At 30.1% G+C, this 23,341-nt stretch carries 24 protein-coding genes; 18 read left to right on the top strand and 6 right to left on the bottom strand.

What is annotated here, in order from left to right; translation table 11 throughout:
- Positions 1–46: 46 nt before the first annotated feature.
- From ACTTBO_RS06560 to ACTTBO_RS06545, 4 genes are read left to right on the top strand one after another with little or no spacing between them, the layout of a single operon-like run.
- Positions 47–2,479 (top strand): GcvT family protein, encoded by a 2,433-nt coding sequence (locus ACTTBO_RS06560; protein WP_440656906.1) that lies wholly within the window; start codon positions 47–49, stop codon positions 2,477–2,479.
- Positions 2,479–3,228: an electron transfer flavoprotein subunit beta/FixA family protein gene (locus tag ACTTBO_RS06555; protein ID WP_440656905.1), complete on the top strand. Its 750-nt coding sequence runs from the start codon at positions 2,479–2,481 to the stop codon at positions 3,226–3,228. Before ACTTBO_RS06560 ends, ACTTBO_RS06555 begins: the two co-directional genes overlap by 1 nt.
- Positions 3,228–4,181: an electron transfer flavoprotein subunit alpha/FixB family protein gene (locus tag ACTTBO_RS06550; protein ID WP_440656904.1), complete on the top strand. Its 954-nt coding sequence runs from the start codon at positions 3,228–3,230 to the stop codon at positions 4,179–4,181. The genes ACTTBO_RS06555 and ACTTBO_RS06550 overlap by 1 nt, the downstream gene beginning before the upstream one ends.
- A 23-nt stretch (positions 4,182–4,204) precedes the next feature.
- A complete protein-coding gene (locus ACTTBO_RS06545; RefSeq protein ID WP_440656903.1) occupies positions 4,205–5,824 on the top strand; it encodes an electron transfer flavoprotein-ubiquinone oxidoreductase in 1,620 nt (539 codons plus the stop codon).
- A gap of 1 nt (position 5,825) precedes the next feature.
- Here the strand turns inward: ACTTBO_RS06545 and ACTTBO_RS06540 are convergent, their stop codons facing one another.
- Positions 5,826–6,200: a DUF2237 family protein gene (locus ACTTBO_RS06540; RefSeq protein WP_440656902.1), complete on the bottom strand. Its 375-nt coding sequence runs from the start codon at positions 6,198–6,200 to the stop codon at positions 5,826–5,828.
- Positions 6,200–6,667 carry a phosphoribosyl-AMP cyclohydrolase gene (gene hisI / locus ACTTBO_RS06535; protein ID WP_075506137.1) on the bottom strand — a complete coding sequence of 156 codons (468 nt, stop codon included), beginning with the start codon at positions 6,665–6,667 and terminating at the stop codon, positions 6,200–6,202. The genes ACTTBO_RS06540 and hisI overlap by 1 nt, the downstream gene beginning before the upstream one ends.
- A gap of 76 nt (positions 6,668–6,743) precedes the next feature.
- Here hisI and folE point away from each other — a divergent pair, with 76 nt between their 5' ends.
- The 11 genes from folE (at position 6,744) to ACTTBO_RS06480 (ending at position 15,966) form a co-directional block, all read left to right on the top strand.
- Positions 6,744–7,364, top strand: a complete 621-nt coding sequence (gene folE, locus ACTTBO_RS06530) for a GTP cyclohydrolase I FolE (protein WP_440614151.1) — start codon at positions 6,744–6,746, stop codon at positions 7,362–7,364.
- Position 7,365: 1 nt separating this feature from the next.
- Entirely contained in the window at positions 7,366–8,367 is a 1,002-nt protein-coding gene (locus ACTTBO_RS06525; protein WP_440656901.1) for an MDR family oxidoreductase, read from the top strand.
- Positions 8,367–9,254 (top strand): LysR family transcriptional regulator, encoded by an 888-nt coding sequence (locus ACTTBO_RS06520; protein ID WP_440656900.1) that lies wholly within the window; start codon positions 8,367–8,369, stop codon positions 9,252–9,254. Before ACTTBO_RS06525 ends, ACTTBO_RS06520 begins: the two co-directional genes overlap by 1 nt.
- A gap of 103 nt (positions 9,255–9,357) precedes the next feature.
- Positions 9,358–10,380 (top strand): extracellular solute-binding protein, encoded by a 1,023-nt coding sequence (locus ACTTBO_RS06515; RefSeq protein WP_440656899.1) that lies wholly within the window; start codon positions 9,358–9,360, stop codon positions 10,378–10,380.
- Positions 10,381–11,991, top strand: a complete 1,611-nt coding sequence (locus ACTTBO_RS06510) for an ABC transporter permease (protein WP_440656898.1) — start codon at positions 10,381–10,383, stop codon at positions 11,989–11,991.
- Positions 11,992–11,993: 2 nt separating this feature from the next.
- Positions 11,994–13,052 (top strand): ABC transporter ATP-binding protein, encoded by a 1,059-nt coding sequence (locus ACTTBO_RS06505; RefSeq protein ID WP_428079810.1) that lies wholly within the window; start codon positions 11,994–11,996, stop codon positions 13,050–13,052.
- Between the two features lie 14 nt (positions 13,053–13,066).
- The gene (locus tag ACTTBO_RS06500) at positions 13,067–13,753 is read left to right on the top strand and encodes an AzlC family ABC transporter permease (RefSeq protein ID WP_440656897.1); all 687 of its coding nucleotides are present in this window, start codon (positions 13,067–13,069) and stop codon (positions 13,751–13,753) included.
- Between the two features lies 1 nt (position 13,754).
- Positions 13,755–14,063, top strand: a complete 309-nt coding sequence (locus ACTTBO_RS06495; protein WP_440656896.1) for an AzlD domain-containing protein — start codon at positions 13,755–13,757, stop codon at positions 14,061–14,063.
- A gap of 1 nt (position 14,064) precedes the next feature.
- Positions 14,065–15,081, top strand: coding sequence for an MBL fold metallo-hydrolase (locus ACTTBO_RS06490; protein WP_440656895.1), 1,017 nt, complete (start codon positions 14,065–14,067; stop codon positions 15,079–15,081).
- A gap of 19 nt (positions 15,082–15,100) precedes the next feature.
- On the top strand, positions 15,101–15,529 hold the full coding sequence (locus ACTTBO_RS06485) for a c-type cytochrome (RefSeq protein ID WP_440656894.1): 429 nt from the start codon (positions 15,101–15,103) through the stop codon (positions 15,527–15,529).
- Positions 15,526–15,966: a DUF4396 domain-containing protein gene (locus tag ACTTBO_RS06480; RefSeq protein WP_440656893.1), complete on the top strand. Its 441-nt coding sequence runs from the start codon at positions 15,526–15,528 to the stop codon at positions 15,964–15,966. Before ACTTBO_RS06485 ends, ACTTBO_RS06480 begins: the two co-directional genes overlap by 4 nt.
- On the opposite strand, the gene ACTTBO_RS06475 is transcribed toward ACTTBO_RS06480, so the two are convergent.
- Positions 15,953–17,269 carry an MATE family efflux transporter gene (locus ACTTBO_RS06475; RefSeq protein WP_440656892.1) on the bottom strand — a complete coding sequence of 439 codons (1,317 nt, stop codon included), beginning with the start codon at positions 17,267–17,269 and terminating at the stop codon, positions 15,953–15,955. The two genes, ACTTBO_RS06480 and ACTTBO_RS06475, sit on opposite strands and share 14 nt — an antisense overlap.
- 16 nt (positions 17,270–17,285) lie before the next feature.
- Positions 17,286–17,813 (bottom strand): cytochrome b, encoded by a 528-nt coding sequence (locus tag ACTTBO_RS06470; RefSeq protein WP_440656891.1) that lies wholly within the window; start codon positions 17,811–17,813, stop codon positions 17,286–17,288.
- Between ACTTBO_RS06470 and ACTTBO_RS06465 the strand changes: the two genes are divergently transcribed.
- The 3 genes from ACTTBO_RS06465 to ACTTBO_RS06455 all read left to right on the top strand — a co-directional run bounded on the left by ACTTBO_RS06465 (position 17,808) and on the right by ACTTBO_RS06455 (position 21,312).
- Positions 17,808–18,275, top strand: a complete 468-nt coding sequence (locus ACTTBO_RS06465; protein WP_440656890.1) for a c-type cytochrome — start codon at positions 17,808–17,810, stop codon at positions 18,273–18,275. The two genes, ACTTBO_RS06470 and ACTTBO_RS06465, sit on opposite strands and share 6 nt — an antisense overlap.
- Positions 18,276–18,352: 77 nt before the next feature.
- The gene (locus ACTTBO_RS06460) at positions 18,353–20,782 is read left to right on the top strand and encodes an FAD-dependent oxidoreductase (RefSeq protein ID WP_440656889.1); all 2,430 of its coding nucleotides are present in this window, start codon (positions 18,353–18,355) and stop codon (positions 20,780–20,782) included.
- Between the two features lie 8 nt (positions 20,783–20,790).
- On the top strand, positions 20,791–21,312 hold the full coding sequence (locus ACTTBO_RS06455; RefSeq protein WP_440656888.1) for a hypothetical protein: 522 nt from the start codon (positions 20,791–20,793) through the stop codon (positions 21,310–21,312).
- Between the two features lie 283 nt (positions 21,313–21,595).
- On the opposite strand, the gene ACTTBO_RS06450 is transcribed toward ACTTBO_RS06455, so the two are convergent.
- Both ACTTBO_RS06450 and ACTTBO_RS06445 read right to left on the bottom strand, forming a co-directional pair.
- Positions 21,596–22,453 carry an NAD(P)-dependent oxidoreductase gene (locus ACTTBO_RS06450; RefSeq protein ID WP_440656887.1) on the bottom strand — a complete coding sequence of 286 codons (858 nt, stop codon included), beginning with the start codon at positions 22,451–22,453 and terminating at the stop codon, positions 21,596–21,598.
- 10 nt (positions 22,454–22,463) lie between these two features.
- Positions 22,464–23,333 (bottom strand): DMT family transporter, encoded by an 870-nt coding sequence (locus ACTTBO_RS06445; protein ID WP_440656886.1) that lies wholly within the window; start codon positions 23,331–23,333, stop codon positions 22,464–22,466.
- Positions 23,334–23,341 lie beyond the last annotated feature (8 nt).

The following is a 23,341-nucleotide window of genomic DNA, read 5'->3' as shown; positions in this document are numbered from 1 at the left end:
TACATTTTTGTTTCGTTACTAATAAAAATTTAGTAGGAATCACGAAATGAAAACAAAAACTAAAGTCGTAGTAGTTGGTGGTGGTGTAGTTGGTGTCAGTGCTCTTTATCATTTAGCAAAAAAAGGTTGGTCTGATGTAGTGCTTGTTGAGAGAAAAGAATTAACCTCAGGTTCAACTTGGCATGCTGCAGGTTTATTGCCGTTATTTAATATGAGTTACTCTGTAGGACAACTCCACAAGTATGCAGTAAATCTTTATAAAACTTTAGAAGAAGAAACTGGAAAAAATGTTGGCTTTAGTGTTGTTTCAAATATTCGTTTAGCAAGTACAAAAGATAGAATGGATGAGTATCATCAGTACGCAGGTGTTGCTCGAACGATTGGAGTAGATGTAAAATTTTTAACTCCACAACAAGTAAAAGAAATTTGGCCTCTATGTCATACAGATGATTTAGTTGGAGCAATTCAACACCCAGAAGATGGATACATCCAACCAGCAGATTTAACACAAGCCTTAGCTACTGGTGCAAGAAATAGGGGAGCAGAGATTTATAGAAACACAACTGTTCTATCAATGAGACAAACAAAAGATGGATGGATTGTTGAAACAGATAAAGGATCAATAGAGTGTGAACATGTAATTTCTTGCTCTGGAAATTTTGCAAGACAAACTGGTGAAATGGTTGGATTAGATATCCCAGTTATTCCTGTTGAACATCAATACATCGTAACCGAACCACATCCTTTAATTCAACAAAGAAAAAAAGACGGTTTACCAGAAATGGGAGTTTTAAGAGATAGCGATAGTAGATGGTATATGAGAGAAGAAGCGGGTGGATTAATTTTAGGACCTTATGAAGATGGTGCACCAGCATGTTATGTAGAAGGACCATCAAAGAATTCTGAATACGAATTATTTCAAGAAGATTTAGATAGATTAGCACCACATATTGAAGGAGCAATACATAGAGTTCCAGCTTTCGGAGAAGTTGGAGTTAAGAAAGTTTATAATGGAGCAATTTGTTATACACCTGATGGAAATCCAATTGTTGGACCTGCCTGGGGATTAAAGAATTTTTGGATTAATGAAGGTCATAGTTTTGGAATAACTGCAGCAGGTGGTGCTGGTTGGCAACTTGCTGAATGGATTGTAGATGGTGAACCAACAATTGATATGCTGGGTGTTGAACCAAGACGATATGGAAACTATGCAACAAAATCTTATTTAAAAGCTAAAAATGAAGAGGCTTACAGTCATGTTTTTATAGTTCACTATCCGGATGAAGAAAGACCTGCAGCAAGACCTTTAAGAACAGCTCCATGTTACGAAAGAATGAAAAATTTAGGAGCAGTTTTTGGACAAAAATTTGGATGGGAAAGACCCAACTTTTTTGCAACAGATGGAATGGAACAAAAAGATGATTGGTCGTTTAGAAGATCAAAATGGTTTGATGCAATTAAAAAAGAGTGTCAAAATGTAAAAGAAAATGTTGGTCTTTTAGACATGACTGCTTTTGCAAAATGCAGGATAAGAGGACCTAAAGCTGAAGAGTTTTTAGACTATTTAGTTGCAAACAAACTTCCAAAAAAGATTGGAAGAATAAATCTATGTCATGCATTAAATACCAAAGGTGGTGTGCATTCTGAATTTACAATCATGAAAGAAGCAGAGAATAGTTACTATTTAGTATCAGCTGGAGCTAATTTAAGATTAGATCATGACTGGATTCAAAAATGGATGCCAGATGATGGATCTGTAATTTTTGAAGATTTAACAAATAGTACAGGCGTATTGGTAGTTGCTGGCCCTAAAGCAAGACAACTAATGCAAAAAGTTTCAACAGATGATTTTTCTAATGAAAACTTTAAATGGCTTACAGCAAAAAATGTGAATGTAGGATATGCGCCAGTTAATGCCATGAGAGTAAATTTTGTTGGTGAACTTGGATGGGAACTTCATCATCCAATCGAGTATCAAAATCATATTTTTGATAAATTAATGGAAGCTGGTAAAGATTTAGGAATTAAACCATTCGGTATTAGAGCAATGAATAGTTTAAGAGTAGAAAAATCTTACAAGTTGGTTGGAACAGAATTATCGATTGAATATTCTCCTTATGAGTCTGGACTAGACAGATTTATTCATCCAAATAAAGGAAACTTTATTGGTTTAGAAGCACTTAATAAATGGAGAGAAAAAGGTTTTGACAATAAATTAGTAACTTTAGAAGTTCACAATACTAAAGATGCAGATGTTCTAGGAAATAATCCTATATTTAAAGACGGTAAAGTTGTTGGAAGAGCAACAGGCGGTGAGTTTGGATTTAGATTAGATAAATCAATAGCTCTTGCAATGGTAAAGCCTGATTGTTCTAATGTGGGTGACAAATTACAAGTTGATATATTAGGTGAAATGTATGACGCTACCGTTTTAGATGAAAGTCCATACGATTCAGAAAATAATTTGTTGAGAGCTTAATGAAAATCTTAGTAGCAGTAAAAAGAGTTATTGATTACAACGTTCAAATAAGAGTTAAAGAGGATGGCACTGGTGTAGTTACAGACAATGTAAAAATGTCAACTAATCCACCAGATGATAATGCAATCGAAGAGGCAGTAAAAATTAAAGAAGCAGGAAAGGCAACGGAAGTGGTTGCAATAACTGTAGGTGAAGAAAAAGCTCAAGAAACTGTTAGAAAGGCTTTAGCGGTTGGAGCAGATAGAGGAATTCATGTCAAAGCAGATGGAATACTAGAACCTTTAGCTGTTTCAAAAATTTTACAAAAAGTTGTTGAAAAAGAAAAACCAGATTTAGTTTTTATGGGAAAACAAGCAATTGATGATGATTGTAATCAAACAGGTCAAATGTTGAGCGCATTATTAAATTGGCCACAAGCAACTTTTGCATCAAAGATTGATGTAAAAGAAAATAAACTAGAAGTTACTAGAGAAATTGATGAGGGACTTGAAACAATTGAAATAAATGTTCCTGCTATTGTAACTTGTGATTTAAGACTAAATGAACCAAGATACGCTTCTCTTCCAAACATTATGAAGGCGAAGAAAAAACCAATTGAAGAAATTTCTGCATCTGATCTAGGTATTGATACTTCTCCAAGAGTAGAGCAAATTAAAGTAGAAGAGCCACCAAAAAGAAAAGCGGGTATAAAAGTGGCTAATGTAGCAGAATTAGTTCAAAAATTAAAAAATGAGGCAAAGGTAATATAATGGCTGTTTTACTTATAGCAGAACATAATAATAAAGAGTTAAGACCATTTACATTAAATGCAGCTACAGCTGCTTCACAAATTGATAGTGAAGTTCATGCTGTGATAATTGGAAATAATAGTGCAGAGGCATCAAAACAATTATCAGAACTTCCATTAATTAAAAAAGTGTTAAGTGTTGAAGCACCACACTATGAAAATTTCACTGCAGAAAATTTTGCTCCGGTTGTGGTTAAACTAGCAGAAAATTATTCTCATATTATTTGTTCAGCAAATACATTTGGTAAAAATTTAATGCCTAGGATTGCAGCTCATCTTGATACTTCACAAGTTAGTGACATTATCAAAGTAATATCATCTGATACTTTTGTTAGACCAATTTATGCCGGAAATGCTTTTGCAACAGTTAAAAGTAATGATGCAAAAAAATGTGTAACTATTAGACCAACTTCATTTGAACCTTGTGAAAGCTCAGGAGGCTCAGCACCAATTGAGAAAGTTGATGCTAGTGAAGAATTTTCAAATACTAAATTTGTAAAAAGAGAAGAAATTAAATCTGATAGACCTGAACTTGGTACAGCTAGAATTGTTGTATCAGGTGGAAGAGGAATGCAAAGTGGAGATAACTTTAAATTAATTACAGAAATTGCTGATAAGCTTGGGGCAGCTATTGGAGCATCAAGAGCTGCAGTTGATGCAGGTTATATAAGCAATGATCATCAAGTTGGGCAAACTGGAAAAGTTGTTGTGCCAGATTTATACATAGCTGTTGGAATATCAGGAGCAATTCAGCATTTAGCGGGCATGAAAGAAAGTAAAGTTATTGTTGCAATTAATAAAGATGGTGAAGCTCCGATTTTCAGTGTTGCAGATTACGGACTTGAAGCAGATCTCTTTGAAGCATTACCTCAGTTCATGGAAGAGCTGAACAAATTAAACACTATACAAAAATAATCCTTACAGTTAAAAACTAGATTATGTCTAGAGAATCTATGGAATATGATGTTGTAATCATTGGTGGTGGCCCATCAGGATTAGCGACTGCAATTAAATTAAAACAATTAGATTCAAATTTAAATGTTTGTTTGCTTGAAAAAGCTTCAGAGATAGGAGCGCATATTTTGAGCGGGAATGTTTTTGAAACTAGAGCTCTAGACGAGTTATTGCCTAATTGGAGAGAACTTAACTCGCCAATTAAAACAAAAGTAACAAAAGAAAAATTTTTATTTTTAGGAAAAACAAAATCTTTAAGTTGGCCAACTTGGCTTTTGCCAGCAGTTCAACAAAATCATAAAAATTATATTATTAGTTTAGCTAATTTATGCAGATGGTTAGCTGAACAAGCAGAAGCTTTGGGTGTAGAAATTTTTCCAGGTTTCCCAGCAAGTGAAATTTTATATAACGATGACGGGTCTGTTAAAGGAGTAGCTACCCAAGATATGGGTATAGATAAAGAGGGCAATAAAAAAGATAGCTTTGAACCAGGAATTGAGCTTTTAGGAAAAGTAACAGTTTTTGCTGAAGGTTGTAGAGGTCATCTAGGAAAACAATTAATTCAAAAATTTGAACTGAGTAAAGGAAAAGATCCCCAGCAATATGGAATTGGTTTTAAAGAAATTTGGGAAATAGATGAAAAAAATCATGAAGAAGGATTAGTTATGCATACGGCTGGATGGCCACTTGATAACAACACTTATGGTGGAAGCTTCATGTATCATGCTGAAAATAAACAAGTGTTTTTAGGCTATGTAATAGGATTGGATTACAAAAATCCGCATTTATCTCCATATGATGAGTTTCAAAGATTTAAAACTCATCCAGCAATTAAAAAAATAATAGAGGGAGGAAAAAGAATTTCATATGGCGCAAGAGCATTAATCGAGGGAGGATTTCAAAGTTTACCTAAAATGTTTATGCCAGGTGCCTTACTAGTAGGATGTGATGCTGGTACATTAAATATGCCTAAAATAAAAGGCTCCCATACTGCAATGAAAAGTGGAATGATTGCAGCTGAAACTATTAATGAACACTTAAAAGAAAATAAAGATTTATCTAATTATGAAGATAAATTTAAAAAGAGTTGGTTATATAAAGAATTATTTGAGGCCCGAAATGTAAAACCTAGTTTTAGTTGGGGATTAATTTTGGGGATTATCTTTACGGGTATTGATCAAATATTGTTTAGAGGAAAGCTTCCTTTCACTCTTAAACATAAACATGCAGATCATGAAACATTAAAACCTGCTAGTCAAATGCCCAAAATTGATTATCCAAAGTACGATAATGTAATAACTTTTGATAAAACTAGTTCAGTTTATCTTACAGGAACTAACCATGCTGACAATCAACCTGTCCACTTACAACTTAAAGATTCTGATTTACCAATCAAATATACTTTAGAAAAATTTGATGAACCTGCACAAAGATATTGTCCTGCTGGAGTATACGAAGTGCAGAGAGAAAATGATGTTAATAAGTTTGTAATTAATTCGCAAAATTGTATTCACTGTAAAACTTGCGATATTAAAGAACCTTCACAAAATATAACTTGGGTGACACCAGAAGGTGGTGGTGGACCAAGATATGGAAATATGTAAATTAAGATAAATCTATTGCAAACTTTTTTAAAGTTTCAATAGGTACATATTTAAGAGTGTTTTCGTGAGTTCTTTTCAAAAATATTGGGCATCCTTTACCAGCTTCAACTGCTCTTGCATACCAACTAGCACACAAACACCATCCATCTCCATCTTTTAAACCTGGAAACCCAAATTCAGGATGTGGAGTAATTAAATCGTTACCTGCTTCTTTCATCCACTCTAAGCATTCGTTAGTAACTTTAGCACAAACTGTATGAAGTCCATGATCATTCTCGTCAGTGTTACAACAACCATCACGAAACCAACCTGTTAATGGATCATTGGAGCATTCTTCTAGATCTTCGCCTAGAACATTTTTTTGTTTTTCACTCATTAAATTTTAGTAGGATTTGGTTGTCCCTTATAAACTTCTTCAGGATCAAATTTTTTTTCTTTTTCAAGAAATTCCATTTCTACTTTACGTCCGTTATCAATTGGTCCCATAGGAATAGATCTATAAAAGCATGATCTGTATCCAACATGGCAACTAGCGCCGTCACCTATATCAACTGTTAACCAAATTGAGTCTTGATCATCATCAATTCTGATCTCAGTCACTTTTTGAGTGAACCCACTTGTTTTACCTTTGTGCCAGATTGCTTTTCTAGATCTACTAAAGTAGTGAGCTTCTTTGGTTTCAATTGTTTTTTTTAATGCTTCAACATTCATATAGCCGTGCATTAAAATGTCTTTGGTTTTTGAACACATTGTAATTACAGGTATTAAGCCATCATTATCAAATTTTGGTGAAAGAAGATTTCCTTCTTCGATATCGTAGATATTTTCTCTTTTTTTGAACATAGAATGTGATTATGTAGCACATATCTAGATATAATAAATATTTTAAAATTAGGTAATTACTGTATAAAAAGGCGCTATGAAATTAGTAAAAGACACTGACAACAAGTTAAATGAAAATAAGCAAATTTCAGACAAAGATGCTGAAGAAGCTTTTAAAACAATTTTAACATGGATGGGCGAAGACCCAAATAGAGAAGGTTTATTAGAAACTCCAAAAAGAGTTGTTAAAGCATTTAAAGAATATTTTAAAGGTTACAAAGAAGATCCAGATAAAATTTTGGATAAAACTTTTGGTGATGTAGAGGGATATGATGACATGGTTGTTCAAAAAAATATTTCTGTGCAAAGTCATTGCGAACATCACATGGCACCAATTATTGGAAAAGCTCATGTTGCCTATATTCCAAAAGAAAGAGTTGTAGGTTTAAGTAAACTTGCAAGAGTAGTTGAAGTATTTTCTAAAAGACTTCAAACTCAAGAGAGACTTACAATGCAAATTGCAAATACTTTAATGGAATCATTAGATGCCAAAGGTGTTGCAGTTACAATAGATTCAACTCATCAGTGTATGACTATGAGAGGAATTAAAAAAGAACAAGCAACTACGGTAACAAATTATTATTTAGGTCAATTCAAAGAAGATTTAAGTTTTCAAAATAGATATTTACGATTTATTAGCACTACGCTAAAAGATTAAAGTGTCTGATCAATTCAAAGCAATAGTTCTTAATCAAGATGGTGAAAATTTTTCTAAAGAAGTAAAATCTTTAGATAGAAGTTTTTTAAAACATGGAGATGTAACTATTCAGGTAGAATATTCAGATTTAAATTTTAAAGATGGAATGATTCTAAAGAATGGTGGAAGACTAGTAAAAGAGTATCCGCATATACCAGGAATAGATTTTTCAGGAAAAGTAATAGAAAGTGAAAATTCAAAATTTAAATCAGGTGACGAAGTAATATTAACTGGTTTTAGAGTCGGTGAAGTATTTTTTGGTGGTTATTCTCAGATAGCAAAAGTCAATGCAGATTTCCTAGTAAAAAAACCTGATAACTTAAGCAGCAAGCAGGCAATGATTTTAGGGACAGCAGGCTTAACTTCTTTAATGAGTGCTTTTGCAATTCAAGCAAGAGAAAGTATTTTGCTTGGTGAAAAAGTTAATGATGTTTTAGTAACAGGGGCAACAGGAGGCGTTGGCAGTGTTGCAATAATGGTTTTAACAAAATTAGGTTACAATGTTACTGCAGTTTCTGGAAAAGATAGTAAGTCAGATTATTTAAAATCTTTAGGTGCAAAAAACATTATAAATAGAGCTGAATTTGATAAAGACCCAAGACCAATAGATAAAGGTTTATGGGATGGAGTAGTAGATACCGTTGGAGGAAAAATTTTAGCAAACGCAATTGCACAAACAAAGCCTAATGGAATTATAGCTGTATGTGGAAATGCAAATAGTAATGAACTTAACACCAATTTACTTCCTTTTATGTTACGAGGTATTAAGGTTTGGGGAATGGATTCTGCAAATTGCAGTATAAAAAGAAGAGAATTTATGTGGGGTGAAGCATCAAAATTAATTGATTTTGAATTGCTTGAAAAATCAGTTTTAACAGTAGGTTTAGAGGAGCTAATTGAAACTTATCCTAAAATTTTAAAAGGTGAAATTTCTGGAAGAGTATTAGTGGATGTGAATAAATAATGGATTGGGATAAATTAAAAATTTTTCATGCAGTCGCAGAAGCTGGAAGTTTTACAAATGCTACTGTAAATTTAAACCTTAGCCAATCTGCAATCAGTAGACAGATACAGTCCCTAGAACAAGATTTGAAAGTACAACTATTTGAAAGACATGCAAGAGGATTAACACTTACAGAAAACGGTGAATATGTTTTTAAAACTGCACATGAAGTAATAAGTAAATTAAAAGAAGTCGAAACATCTCTAGGTGATCAAAAAAATAAACCAACAGGAAAATTAACTATAACAACAGTAAGAAGTTTTGGTACTCACTGGTTAACGCCTAGAATTCAAGAATTTATGAGACTTAATCCAGAGATTGAGATTGAATTAGTCTTTGATGATAAAGAATTAGATTTAAGTACAAGACAGGCTGATATTGGAATTTTCATGAGAAGGCCAAAACAGCTTAATTATATTCAAAAAAAGCTAGTTGATATTAAATATTATATATATGGATCAAATAAGTACTTAGAAAAAAATGGAATGCCAAAGACAATAAATGATCTAAATAAACATAAATTTATTTCGTTTGGAAAAGGAGCACCTTCTCCAGTTTATAATCCAGATTGGGCATTAAAAATTGGAATGCATGATGGTAAAAAAAGAAAATCAGTCATGAAGGTAAATAGTGTAATGGGGCTATTGTTAGCAGTAGAGTCTGGAGTAGGATTGGCTGCACTTCCTGAATATCTAGTAACAAACTCAAACAATGTAATTAAAGTACTCCCGAAAGTAGAAGGGCCTATAACAGAAGCTCACTTTGTTTATCCTCAATCATTAAAAAATACTGCTAGAGTTCAAGCATTTAGAAATTTCTTATTCAGCAAAATCGGTGATTGGAAATAAAATTTCCCTTATTTTTCAATATTTAACTAATTTTCTTGCATAATTTTATAAAATATGCGATTGATAATCATTCTCATTGAGAATAATTCTCATTCGCAAAATTATGATTAAAAAATTTAATTTATTTACAATAATTTTTATATTTCTTGCAAAATTCTCTTATGCGGCTGAGGTAAATGTTTTTAGCGCAAGGCATTATGATTCTGACTTACAATTATATGAGAAGTTTACTGCTAAAACTGGAATTAGAGTAAATGTTGTTTCTGGAAAAGACAAAGCACTTGAAAAAAGGATAATTGAAGAAGCAGAGAGCTCTAAAGCTGATTTATATATAACGTCAGATGCGGGAAGATTGGGTGATTTAGATTCTAAAGGTTTTTTTCAAAACTCAATAACACCAGCTATTGAATTAGCAGTTCCTTCAAACTTTAGGTCGCAAAATTGGACAGGGATTTCAAAGAGAGCAAGAATTTTCTATTACGATCCAAATAAAATCAGTTTGGAAGATTTAAATGGAATTAAATATGAAGATTTAGCTGATAAAAAATGGAAAGCAAAAATTGTTATAAGAAAATCAAACAATATATACAACCAATCCCTCGTAGCATCATTAATTAAAAATAATGGAAAAGATCAAACACAACAATGGGCTAAAAATTTAGTTTCAAATTTTGCAAGAAAACCTAAAGGTAATGATAGGGCGCAAATTTTAGCTGTTGCAGCAGGAGAGGCTGAACTAGCTATAGCAAACACATATTATTATGCATTAATGTTATCAGGCCAAAAAGGAGAGGATCAAAAAAAAGCTGCTTTAAAAGTATTACCTTTTTTCCCAAATCAAAATGATAGAGGAGCACACATGAATGTCAGTGGTGGTGGCATCCTAAAAAATTCTCCCAACCCTCAGAATGCCAAAAAATTATTAGAGTTTCTTTTAACAAAAGAAGCACAAGAGCACATTGTAAATAATACATTTGAATATCCAATGCTAGAAAGTGTTAAGCCTCATCCAATAGTTCAAAAAATGGGAATGAATTTTAAACAAGATTTAACAACTAAAGTAGATGATTATCAAAAAAACCAAGCTGATGCCTTAGAGATAATGTTGAAAGCTGGCTGGAAATAAATGAGTCATAAAATTAATATTTGGTTTTTAACTTCCTTATTTATTTCTATAATTGTTGCTATACCAATCGTAACTGTATTTAGTAGTTTTTTTAAACCAACGGGAGAATATTTTTCAATAATAAAAGACACTTTCTTATTTGAATATATTTTTAATTCATTATTTCTTTTATTGGGAGTAATCTTGGTTACATTGGTAATTGGAGTTGGTTGTGCATACTTAGTTTCATTTTATGATTTTCCAGGGGTAAGTTTCTTTAAATGGGCATTAATATTATCATTTGCTGTTCCAGCTTATATATATGCGTATTCACTCACTGCTTTTTTTGAAAATTATGGAACAGCTTTTTCAATTTTAGAAAATTTATTTGGAGATGGTAATTTTAACGAAATTATTCCTAAATTTGATGGAATGTTGGGTGCTATAATTTCAATTTCCTTCTCTTTATTTGGCTATGTTTATGTTTTAACAAGAGCTTCATTTCAGCATCAATCTCAAAATTTAATTGAATTAGGTAAAAACCTTGGATTTTCAGACAAAAAAACGTTTTTTAATATTATTTTACCTTCAGCAAGACCAGCAATTATTGCAGGTTTGTCTTTAGTTGCAATGGAAACTCTATCTGATTTTGGAGCTGTATCATTTTTTGGAATATCAACTTTAACCACGGGTATTTATGATGCATGGATTTCTTTTGATGATCTGGCTCTAGCGAATAGAATATCATTTTTTCTTTTAATATTTATTTTTGGATTATTTTTTTTAGAAAATTTTTCTAGAAAAAAAGCACAATATCATTCCCCAGCTAAAGGAAATTTTAAAAGAAAAACTTTAAAAAAATTAAATGGAAATAAATCTTTAATGGCAATAATTTTTTGCTCATTAATATTTATTTTAAGCTTTTTATTTCCAGTGTTACAAATGTTTTATTGGACAATAAAATTTCCAAAACATTTTATAGATTTAAATATTGCTGAATTACTTTCAAACACCCTAATACTAGTTTTTTTATCTGGATTTCTTTTAATTTTTCTATCTTTTGTTTCAAATTATGGAAATAGAATTAGCAAAAATAAGTTTTTAAATGCTCTAACAACATTTTCAATTACTGGTTATGCTGTACCGGGTATAATTTTAGCTGTAGCTTTCATTACATTCATATCTTGGTTTGATAAAAATATAATTTATTTTTTTGAAATAAAACCTATTTTTATTGGATCAATATTAGGATTAGTCATTGTTTATTTTGTAAGATTTTATTCTTTAGCTAATAATGGAATTAAATCTGGATATTTAAAGATAAATTATTCAATAGATGAAAGTGCATATTTATTAGGTTATTCAAAATTAAAAACATTTTTAAATATTCATGTTCCTTATCTTAAAAATTCTGTATTATTAGTTGGCATATTGTTATCTATAGAAATAATAAAAGAATTACCAATGACACTGATTATGAGACCATTTAATTTTGAAACATTTGCTACTCAAGCGCATATATTTGCATCTCAAGATCTATTAGAAGCTGCTGCAGCACCTTCTATAATTTTAATTGTTATTGCAAGCGTTTTTATTTTAATTACATCAAAGTATATGGTTAAGGATAATTAATTATGAAGAATAATTTTTTAGAAATTGAAAACGTTACTTTTGCTGCAAGCTCTAAAAATAAAGTAACCAATGTTTCATTTAATATTGAAAATGAAGGTGACGTAGTTTGTCTACTTGGTCCTTCAGGAATTGGGAAAACTACAATTTTAAGAACTATTGCTGGACTTGAAAAGATTCAATCAGGTAAAATTATTTTAAAAAATAAAATTATTTCATCCAAGGATTACCACACTGAACCTGAAGATAGAAATATATCTTTAGCGTTTCAAGATAACTCTCTATTTCCTCATTATAATGTATTGGAAAATATTAATTTTGGTGCTGAGAGAAATAAAAAGAAGAAAAAAGGTTTAAATTTAAAAGAAATTGTTAAATTTCTTCATTTAGAAAAAATTTTAGATAAATATCCTCATGAAATTAGTTCTGGTGAAGCACAAAGAGCCTCTTTAGCCAGATCTTTGCTTTCAAATCCAGACTTATTGTTATTAGATGAACCATTATCGAATATTGATCAAAGTTTTAAGGAGGAAATACAAGTAAAATTAAAGCAAATTTTAAAAGATTTAAAAATTACAACAATAATTGTTACGCACGATTCTTATGAAGCTTTTTATCTGGGTAATAAATGTGGAATTATTTTAGATGGTGAACTCAAACAATTTGATGATCCTTATAATGTATATCACTTCCCAAGCTCCATTGATGTAGTCAACTTTTTAAATAGAGGTATTCTGATTCCAGCAAAAGTTACAGATGAAAATACTTTAGAAAATGAAGATTTAGGAACGATTAAAGGCAATTTTACTAAACATTACCCAAAGGGTTCTAAAGTTCAATTATTGTTACAGCCAGAAGACCTTGAACATGATGATAAAAGTAATTTAAAATTAGAAGTGGTAGATAGAAAATTTAGAGGAACTAATTTTATTTATACTTTAAAGACAAATAGTGATTTATTAATCCCTGTTTTTGTTCACTCACATCATGTTCATCAACATGAAATTGATGAAAAATTTGGAATTAAACGTCCAATTAACATTGATCACATAGTTTGTTTTTAATAGAACCAAATTAAATGCTTACTAAAAAACAATTATTTACCCGAGGAATGATAGATATTTCTCCTCATATGTTGTCTGTGGTTCCATTTGGAATAATTTGTGGAGCTATCGGTGTTGAATTAGGATTTGATCCTCTATTGGTTTATGCAATGTCCATTATTATTTTTGGGGGCGCATCACAAATTGTTTTTTTGCAATTATTATCAGGAGGTGCATCTGGATTGATAGCAGCAACATCTGTAGGAGTTATTAATTCAAGACATCTTTTATATGGCGCAGTCTTATCAGAGTACTTAGAAAAATTATCATTAATAAAAAAATTATTAATCTCATATATCATTGTTGATCAAGGTTTTGCAGAGTCTAATAAATTTTTTAAAAAAAATAAATCAGAGCAATACTTACATTATCATTTAATTGGTACAGGTTGCACAATGTGGGTTTGTTGGCAAATTTCTACATTATCAGGAATAATTTTAGGTTCATTTGTTCCAGAAGAACTTGGTTTAAAATTTGCAATACCACTTACGTTTATAGCAATTGTAATACAAGATTTAAAAAAAATTGATCACTTAATTGTGATGATTGTATGTGGATTGAGTTCGTTATTGTTTTATGATGCTCCATTTAGATCCTATATAATTATTTCACCTATACTTGCTTTGTTTGTTGCAGCTTTAATATTGAGGTTAAAAAAATAAAATGACTTGGTTGTCAATTATTGTTGCAGGAATATTAACTTACTTTACTAGAATGACGATGGTAGCTTTAGTGAGTAGAGACATGTTGGGAGATAAAATAAAAGCTGTATTAGCTTATGTTCCATCGGCAGTGTTTCCTGCAATAATATTTCCAGGAATTTTTATTAATGATTATGGTGAATTCATTGAAATGGATAACCCTAAAATATTTGCTGCAATTGTTGCTGTAATTGTTGGTTATTTTTCAAGAAATATAATCGCAACTATTTTGTCTGGTTTAATTTCTTATTGGTTTTTGATATTTATATAAAATGATTTTTAGACAGATATTCGATACTGTTTCTAGCACTTATACATATTTAATTGCATCCGGAAGAGGACGCGAAGCTTTAATAATTGATCCAGTATTAGAAAAAGTTGATCAGTATATTAATTTGTTAAATCAATTAGATTTAAAATTAGTAAAGGTGATAGATACCCATATTCATGCAGATCATATCTCTGGAATTGCTGAACTAAGAGATAAAACTAATTGTGTAACTGTTATGGGCAATAAAACACCTGCTGATGTAGTGGCAATGAGAGTATCAGATGAAGAGATAATCAAAATAGATGGAATTGATTTACAAGCTTTATACACTCCCGGTCATACTTCTGAGAGCTTTAGTTTTTTGATGGGTGATAGAGTTTTTACAGGAGATACATTATTAATTAGAGGTACAGGTAGAACAGACTTTCAAAACGGTGATCCTAAAGACTCTTATAACTCAATATTTAACAAATTATTAAAACTACCTGATCAAACTCTAGTTTATCCAGCACATGATTATAAAGGAGAAATGGTAAGTACCATCCTAGAAGAGAGACAATTTAATCCAAGATTACAGGTAAAATCAGTTCAAGAGTATGTAGATATTATGAATAATTTAAATTTACCAGATCCCAAAATGATGGATGTTGCAGTTCCTAGTAATCTTAAATTAGGTATCGATTTAAACCGTCAAAAAGTAAACAATGGTATTGAGCCAGAAGAATTTAACAAAATTAAAAAAGAGGAAAATACAGTTTTAATAGATTTAAGAGAGCAAAATGAAATAGATAAAGAAGGAAAACTGGATAACAGCAATATAGTTCCATTTCCTTCTATGCATGATTACATTGAAAAAAATAAAGATAGTTTAAAAAATAAAAAAATTCTTTTTTACTGTGCTCATGGACACAGATCTACTTTGGCAGTTCAGATTTCTAAATCATATAATTTTGGTAATTGCTTTCACTTAATTGGTGGTTTAGAAAAATGGAAAAAAAAAGGCTTAAAAATTAATTAATAAGATGAAATTAAATATTATGAATCTTATAAAAATAATTTTCTTATTATTGTTTTTTAATAACGTTTCACTTGCTCATAATCATTTTCCAATTACAACAGACTCTTCATTGATGATCAAAAGAGGAGAACTAGTATATAATCAAAACTGTGTTTCATGTCACATGATAGATTTATCAGGAGCAAAAAATTGGAAAGATTTAGATGATGATGGACATAGAAAAGCACCTCCATTAAATGGCACTGGTCATACTTGGCATCATGATGATAAAACGTTGCATGCTATAATAAAGTATGGGTTAGCTAAATTGGTTAAAAATTATGAAGGAAAAATGATGGGTTTCGAAGATAAATTGTCAGATAAAGAGATAGATAGCGTCTTAGCTTATATTAAATCTTACTGGCCACTTGATCTGTATGAATTTCAAATTAATATGAGCAAGAAATGAGCACAGTTGCAACATTGAATTGGTCATGTAAGCACACTTGGAGAAGAAGTGCAAAAAATACTGCATGGTGTTTATTGGGTTGTGCTATTGGAGACTTTGGTACAATTTTATATTTTCAATTAACTGGAATTCCGTGGCCAGTTTTTGCAATCATGACTTTAGCAATTATAAATGGACTAATCACCAGTATAATTTTAGAGACAATTATTTTATTGAAACAAAACTTTACTTTTAAAGATGCATTAAAAACAGCCTTTGGAATGAGTTTTATTTCTATGGTAAGCATGGAAGCTGCAATGAATTTAACAGATTATCTTCTAACAGGAGGAGCCATGTTAACATGGTGGGTAGTACCTATAATGCTTATTGTTGGTTTTTTAACTCCATGGCCTTATAATTATTGGAGATTAAAGAAATTTGGTATTAGTTGCCATTAAATCTTAAATAAATCCTATTTAAATAATAGTATAAAGACAAAGCTCTTAGGATCATAAAAATCGTTAGCGATATCCATATCCCGTCATTTGAAATATAATTTGTGAGAATTAAAGAAATTGACAAATATATAGAAACTGAAAAAAACATAGCGTTTCTAATTTCTTTTGTTTGAGATGCTCCGATAAAAATACCATCAAATTGATAACAAAAAGATGCAAAAAAAGGCAAAATAATCATCCATATTGAATAATCTAAACTTAAAGATCTTATTAAATCAATATCGGACATCATATAAATCACATTCTTGTGAACAAAATAATAAATAATAGAGATACCTGAGCCTGTTATCGAACTTAAAATAAAAGAATTTTTAACTATTGAGCTGAATAAATTTTTATCTTTTTTACCCAAAGAATAACCGATAATTCCTTCTGTTGAAAATGCGTAAGCATCTAAAATAAATGCAGATAGAAAAACAAGATTAATTAATATTGCATTAGCAGCAATATACTCTTCTCCAATTTTTGATCCAAGGTACGTGAACCACAAAAAAGAAAAAGTAAGTAATATAGTTCGAATAAAAATATTAAAATTAATATTAAAAATATTTTTTAATTTATTTAGATCAACAATTTCCCTTATTATAAAATTAATCTTTGTAAGCTTGTTTAAATAAAAAAAAGTATAAATTAAAAAAACAGTAGAGGTAATTATTCCAGAAAAAAGAGTTCCATATGCAACACCTTTAATATTTAAATTGTATTGAGTTACGAGAATTATGCTCAATATAATATTTAATATTGAGAAAAATCCTACAGCAATACTTGAAATTTTAGTTTTTTGTAATCCAACAAAAAGACCTGTTATAATATAAAGAGTAAGTTCACCTGGAGCTGAATAAATTCTAATTTTAAAATATTCTTCATAAAAAATAGTAGTTTGTGAATTTAGATCAAATATTTGTAGACTTATCTTAAGAATTAAATTCTGAGTAAAAAATAAGACAATAGAAAGGATAATTACAAATAACAAATTTCTTAAAATAATATTAATTATTTCTTTGTAGTTGTCAGCTCCATTTGCTTGAGAAACCATACCGACTGTTCCCATTCTTAAAAATCCAAAGCTCCAAAAAATCATTGAAAATAAATTTGCTGCAACAGAAGTTGCGGATAAATAGGAAACATTTCCCAAATTACCCATTAAAAAAGTATCAATTATAGCTACTAGTGGAATAGCTAAATTAGCAAAAAAAATTGGAATAGATAATTTTAAAATATATCCAATAGAAGATTTTTCCATATGTATCAGTAATTATTTACAATATTTTCTTTAATAAATTTTCTTTAAAGAATAATTTGTGAATTATAACGGCACTTATATGTAGAACAACTAGACCGATCAGAGCATAGTTTGATAAGATATGAATATTGTAAAATTGGTCAGCAAGTTCAAAATTATCTTTTATTTTTATTTTTTTAAAAAAAATCACTAAGGACTCACCATTAAATAGTTTTTTTAATATTCCAGATATAGTTATTGATAAGATAGCTATGTATAAAAACAAATGATTTAGTTTAGCAATAAACCTTTGTCCTAAAAAAGTGGCAGGACCTAACTTTGGTATAGGATTAATTAAATTATTTAGTAATCTAAAAATTACAACATAAAATATTCCAAGCCCAACCAACACATGAATATTTTCAATAGTTATTCTTTCTTCCCCAAAATCTAAATCAACTAAATAAAATCCAAGAGGAATTTGAATTAAAAGTAAAATTGCGCTTAGCCAGTGCAATAACTTTGATATTACTCCATATTCTGTTAAGGTGTTCTTAACATGCATATCATATTAAAACATACAAAGAAGATCTTTGGTACAACAATATTGTCTTTTATAATGATGTTTTCTGGCTCTTTAGCTAATGCAGAGTTGTCAGTAGAAGATATTATTAAAAGTAGAAAAGCACTATTTAGCAAGAATTATAGTACTGCTAAAAGGGTACAATCTTTTTCTTCAAATGGGGATTTTGATGAAGCGATAGAACTAATGAAAGAAATGAATGAAAATTACATTACTTTGTTAGATCTATTTCCAGAAAATTCTAAAGAAGGATTTAAAACAGAGGCATTGCCTATAATCTGGGAAGAAAAAGATGCTTTCAACGCATTAATGCAAAAATCTGCTGATGATATGATTAAACTCACTTCTATTATTGAAGATGCAGATGATATTAGAGGAACTCTAGGAAAATTAATGTGGGCGAATTGTAAGGCCTGTCATTCCAAATATAGAAAACCGCATTAATAAATTCACACACCCATTTTGGTTAATTAAAATTAATTTTGTTTAATTAATTTAAAATCTAAGTAGTTTCTTTTTTTATGGATAAAATTCAATCTCATGCAAAGCTTGTAATTGTTGGCGGTGGTATAATGGGAGTTAGTTTACTCTATCATCTTACAAAAGAAGGATGGAGTGATGTCGTATTAATTGAAAAAAGTGAACTTACTTCTGGATCAACTTGGCATGCTGCAGGTCAATGTCCTCATATGTTAACGAGTTTAAATCTTGCAAAAATTCATCTTCATTCAACTAACCTTTATAAGTCACTAGAAAAAGAAACTAAGCAACCAACAGGATTTCATGAAACAGGAAGTTTAAGGTTAGCTTATACCAAAGAGGATCTTGAGTGGTTTGATTATACTAAAGGAATTTTAGATATAGCTGGTTCTCCATGTTCAATTATATCAACAGAAGAAATTCATCAATATCATCCTTTTATAAAATTAGATGGAATTAAAGGTGCTTTTTTAACTCCAGAAGATGGCTACACAGATCCAACAAGCACAACAAATGCAATGGCTAAAGGAGCAAGAAATGGTGGAGCCAAAATTTATAGAAAAAATAGAGTAACTGATATTGAACAATTGCCTTCAGGAGAGTGGAAAGTAATTACTGAAAAGGGTGATATTGTTTGTGAGCATGTTGTTAATGCTGCAGGAAGTTTTTGTCCAGAAGTAGCACAGATGGTTGGTTTAAAAAATGTTCCAAGTATAAATATGATCCATCAATACTTAGTTACAGAAGCACATCCTGAAATAGAAAAATTAAGTAAAGAATTACCAGTTGTAAGAGATCCAGACTCTTCTTCTTATCTAAGACAAGAGGGTAAAGGACTTTTAATTGGTCCTTATGAAAAAGATGTAGCAGCTTGGGCTTTAGATGGAATGGATTGGAAATTTGATATGGAGTTGTTAGATCCAGATCTTGATAGAATTGCAGAACACTTAGAAAAAGGAATGGATCGTATTCCACAGTTTAAAGATGTAGGTATTAAAAGAATTATATGTGGTCCTATTACACACACTCCTGATGATAATTTTTTAGCCGGTCCTGCACCCGGACTTAAAAACTTTTGGATGTTTTGTGCAGCAAGTATTGGAATTGCTCATGGAGGGGGAGCTGGGAAATATATGGCTCAGTGGATTGTACATGGTGACTCAGAAATAAATATGATGGAATTCGAACCAAGAAGATACATGAGTTGGGTTGATAAAAATTATTCAGTTGAAAAATCAAAAGAGCAATATCGAAGAATGTATGTAACTCCAATGCCTAATGATGTTGTAGAGGTTGGAAGACCAATGAAAACAACACCAATTTACCAAAAGTTGAAAGAAAAAGGTGCTGAATATTTTGATTTATATGGATGGGAAAAACCAGCTTGGTTTAATAAAGATAATACTAAAGAAGAATTAAGTTATAAAAGAAATAATTTATTTCCTATAATTCAAAAAGAATGTCTACATGTTCACAACAATGTAGGCTTGATAGATTTATCAACTTTTTCAAAATATGAAATTACTGGAGAAGATAGTTATAATTTTTTAGAAAGACTTTGTGTTAATAGAGTTCCAAAAAAAGATGGAAGTATTGTTTTAACTCATCTTTTAAATGATATTGGAAGAATTCAAACTGAACTAACTTTAACTAAATTAAAAGATAACCATTATTACGCATTATCAGGTGCAGTATCAGAAATTAGAGATTTGGATTGGCTAAATCAGAATAAAAAAGAAAACGAAAAAGTTAAAATTAAAAATATAACTTTAGACAAAGGTGTAATTGGTATTATAGGACCAAAATCAAGAATGGTTTTACAAAAATTAACAGATACAGATTTAGGAAATGAAAATTTCCCTTGGTTAAAAAGTAAGAAAATAAGTTTAGGTAACATTGCTGTAACAGCCTTAAGAGTAAACTATATGGGCGAACTAGGTTGGGAACTGCATCATGACTTTAAAGATATGGAAAAACTATATGATTTATTAACTGAGGCTGGTAAGGAATTTGATATTATAGATTTTGGAGCTCATGCAATGAATTCTATGAGAATTGAGAAGGGATACAGAGGTTGGGGGTCAGAATTAACGCCAGAAATTAGTGTAGTTGAAGCAGGGTTGGAAAGATTTTTTAATATTGAAAAAAAATCTGAATTTAAAGGATCCAAAATTGTATCGAATTTAATAAAAAATGGTCCAAAAATTAAATTAGTTTATATGGAAGTTGATGCTGTAGATGCGGATGCTCATGGAAATGAACCAATTTACTCTAATGGTAATATAGTTGGTCTTACAACATCAGGTGCTTATGGGTATAGAGTAAACAAAAGTTTAGCTTTTGGATATGTCAAAACTGAATTAGCAAAAGTTGGCAATGAGTTTTTGATTAAAATTCAAGGAAAAGATGTTAAATCAAAAGTTATTGATGAACCTGCTTTTGACTCAAATAACGATAGGCTAAAATCTTAAAATAAACAATGCTTCCAGTATCAGTAACAGATCATATAGAGGAATACGTTTCTCAAGAGATATATGTTCAAGTTGCAATAATTAAGGGTAAAGAAAAAATTTCTACAGATTCAGCAATAAAAAAATATTTTATTAGTAATCATTTTAAAGAATTAAGTTTAGGAAAACCCTATGATCATTTTATTGATGGTTTAAGAGACAAATGTTTGGGCAAATTAAAAAATTCTCCTATGAGAAATACAGAAACTGATGATGAAACAATTATAATGTTACAAAAAAAATTAAATGAATTAAGTGAAGTAGAATTAGAGGATACTTACTGGGAAATAGAAACTGGAGAATTTTTTTCAGGTGAGCAAATTAAAGAGTTAGAAAAAGATCGAGATAAACTAATTACAAAATTAAACTCAAAAGACGAAAACGAAGTTGTAAAAACAATTTTTAACTTTTGTGAAATTTATGAAAAGTTGTGTGAAAAAAAATATCCAGAAGCACCACTTCCGCTAGAAATATTAAAGTCTAAAAATTAATTTTTAAAGGGTTCGCTCTTTAGTTGATACCTAAAGAGCTCCCTTTTTATCGCCTCTTTGGCATTAAATCCAAACGGATTTTATTATTTTAAGTTTTTTTATATCTAAAGATCTTCAGCTAAGTATCAGGTGGTAGCAATTTTAACATAAACCTCCTTCATATAAAAAGATAATTATATCAAAATTATTTTCAATAAATTTATTTGCATTTAATGCAAATAAATAAGTTGAATACAACCTACTGCTTTAGTAGATTCCCGATATCTTATTTAACTTCCTTCAATTATTTTTTATTAATTAATTCACTAATAAAATTTTCTCCATAACCATCATCAACAGCTTTTTGAAAATAATTTTTATTTAGTTCAGCAACTTTTTCAGCTTCAGGAAAATCTTTTAAAAGATCCTGAATGTAAGTTAAATCTTTAACAGAGTTACTTGCGGTAAATTTAAATCCTGTGTAATCACCTTTAAGTAAGTTATCAAAAACTCTGTTTAGAGCCGCAGAGTTTCCAGATCCTAGCTTTGCAACATCAAATACTTTCTTTAGATCTAATCCTAATCCTGTAGCGCATTTTGCTAAATGATTTACCAATGCTCCATTTCCTAAAGATAAAAAGTTATTTAAAAGTTTTGATTTTGCACCCATGCCAACTGGACCAAAATGAAAATAATCCTTACAAAATATATTAAAATAAGGCTCTGCTATTTTAAAGTTCTCATCTGATGCCCCAACAATACCACCTAAAACACCTTCTTCTGCTTGAACAGGTCCTCCCATTACTGGACATTCAACGTAGTTGATATTATTTGATTTAAAAATTGCCTCAGTTTCAATAGAGCCTGTTTTATTGTGAGTAGTAATATCAATTACAATTGTTTTATCACTCAAGATATTTGATAATTTTTCTGAAATAGATTTCGCAATGGGTGTATTGGTAACACACATAAACAAAGCATCTAAATTTTTAGATGCAAAATCTTCAAAAGATTTAACTTCTTTAGCTCCCTCACTTACTATCTTTTCAATAGGTTTACGATTTTTGTTAGCAATTACAAAAAGATTATTTTTTTGCTTTAAAACATTTTTGGCTATTCCATAACCCATATAACCCACACCAATAAAACCAATATTTTTCATTAATTCCTCTTTAAGTTGTTTTTTTTGATCCTTCTGTTCTTATAAATAGTATACCAAAAACTATAATTCCAACTACTCCAATAATTTTGTTTACATCTAATGGAACACCAAAAATTAGGAAATTTATAATTGTAGACCAGACTAATTGAGAATATTGAAAGTTAGTTATAAATGATAAATTAGAAAGTTGTATTGCGTAAATTACTAGAGAATGACTAACAAATCCTGCAAAACCAAGTAGGAACAAATAAAGCCAAAAGATATTTTTTTCTAATGGGACCCAATTAAAAAATATATAAATACTAAATATGATTGCTCCTAAAATCGAAGTATAAAATATTGCTGAAAATGGATCATTGTCCCCTGAAACAATTTTTGTAAAAAATTGATATAATGCCCAACAAATAGGTGGGACAATTGGAAAAATTAAATCCAAACTAAATATTTTCATGGTTGGTCCTAAAGAATAAATAATAGAACCAAAACTAAGGAGCATTAGAAGAATTCCTTTAAAAGATAAAATATCTTTTAAAAAATAAGCAGAAAGTAATGAAACTATTAAAGGTGCGCTAAAGAAAACAACATATATATCAACCAAGTCAAATTTTTGTAGGGAAAAAAACATAAAAGAGGTAGCCGTCACCATTAATGTAGATCGAATAATTTGAACTTTAAAATTTTTTTTTAAATTTACTTTGGGTTTCAATATTAAAAAAAATATTATCAAGGAAACTAAATGGAAAAAAAATCTTCCCCATATAGCCTGTGGAATGGGCATGACTGTTCCTAGATATTTTGCAGTAGAATCCATACAAACAAACATAAAGAAACCACCTGCAGCTAATATAATTACCTTTAATAAAGATGTTTGATTTTGCACTTTAGGAA

The organism is Candidatus Pelagibacter sp. HIMB1509, from assembly GCF_052047855.1.
Lineage (GTDB): Bacteria > Pseudomonadota > Alphaproteobacteria > Pelagibacterales > Pelagibacteraceae > Pelagibacter.
Note: the sequence above shows the minus strand (reverse complement) of the source record. Positions and strands in the feature narration are given on the sequence as shown.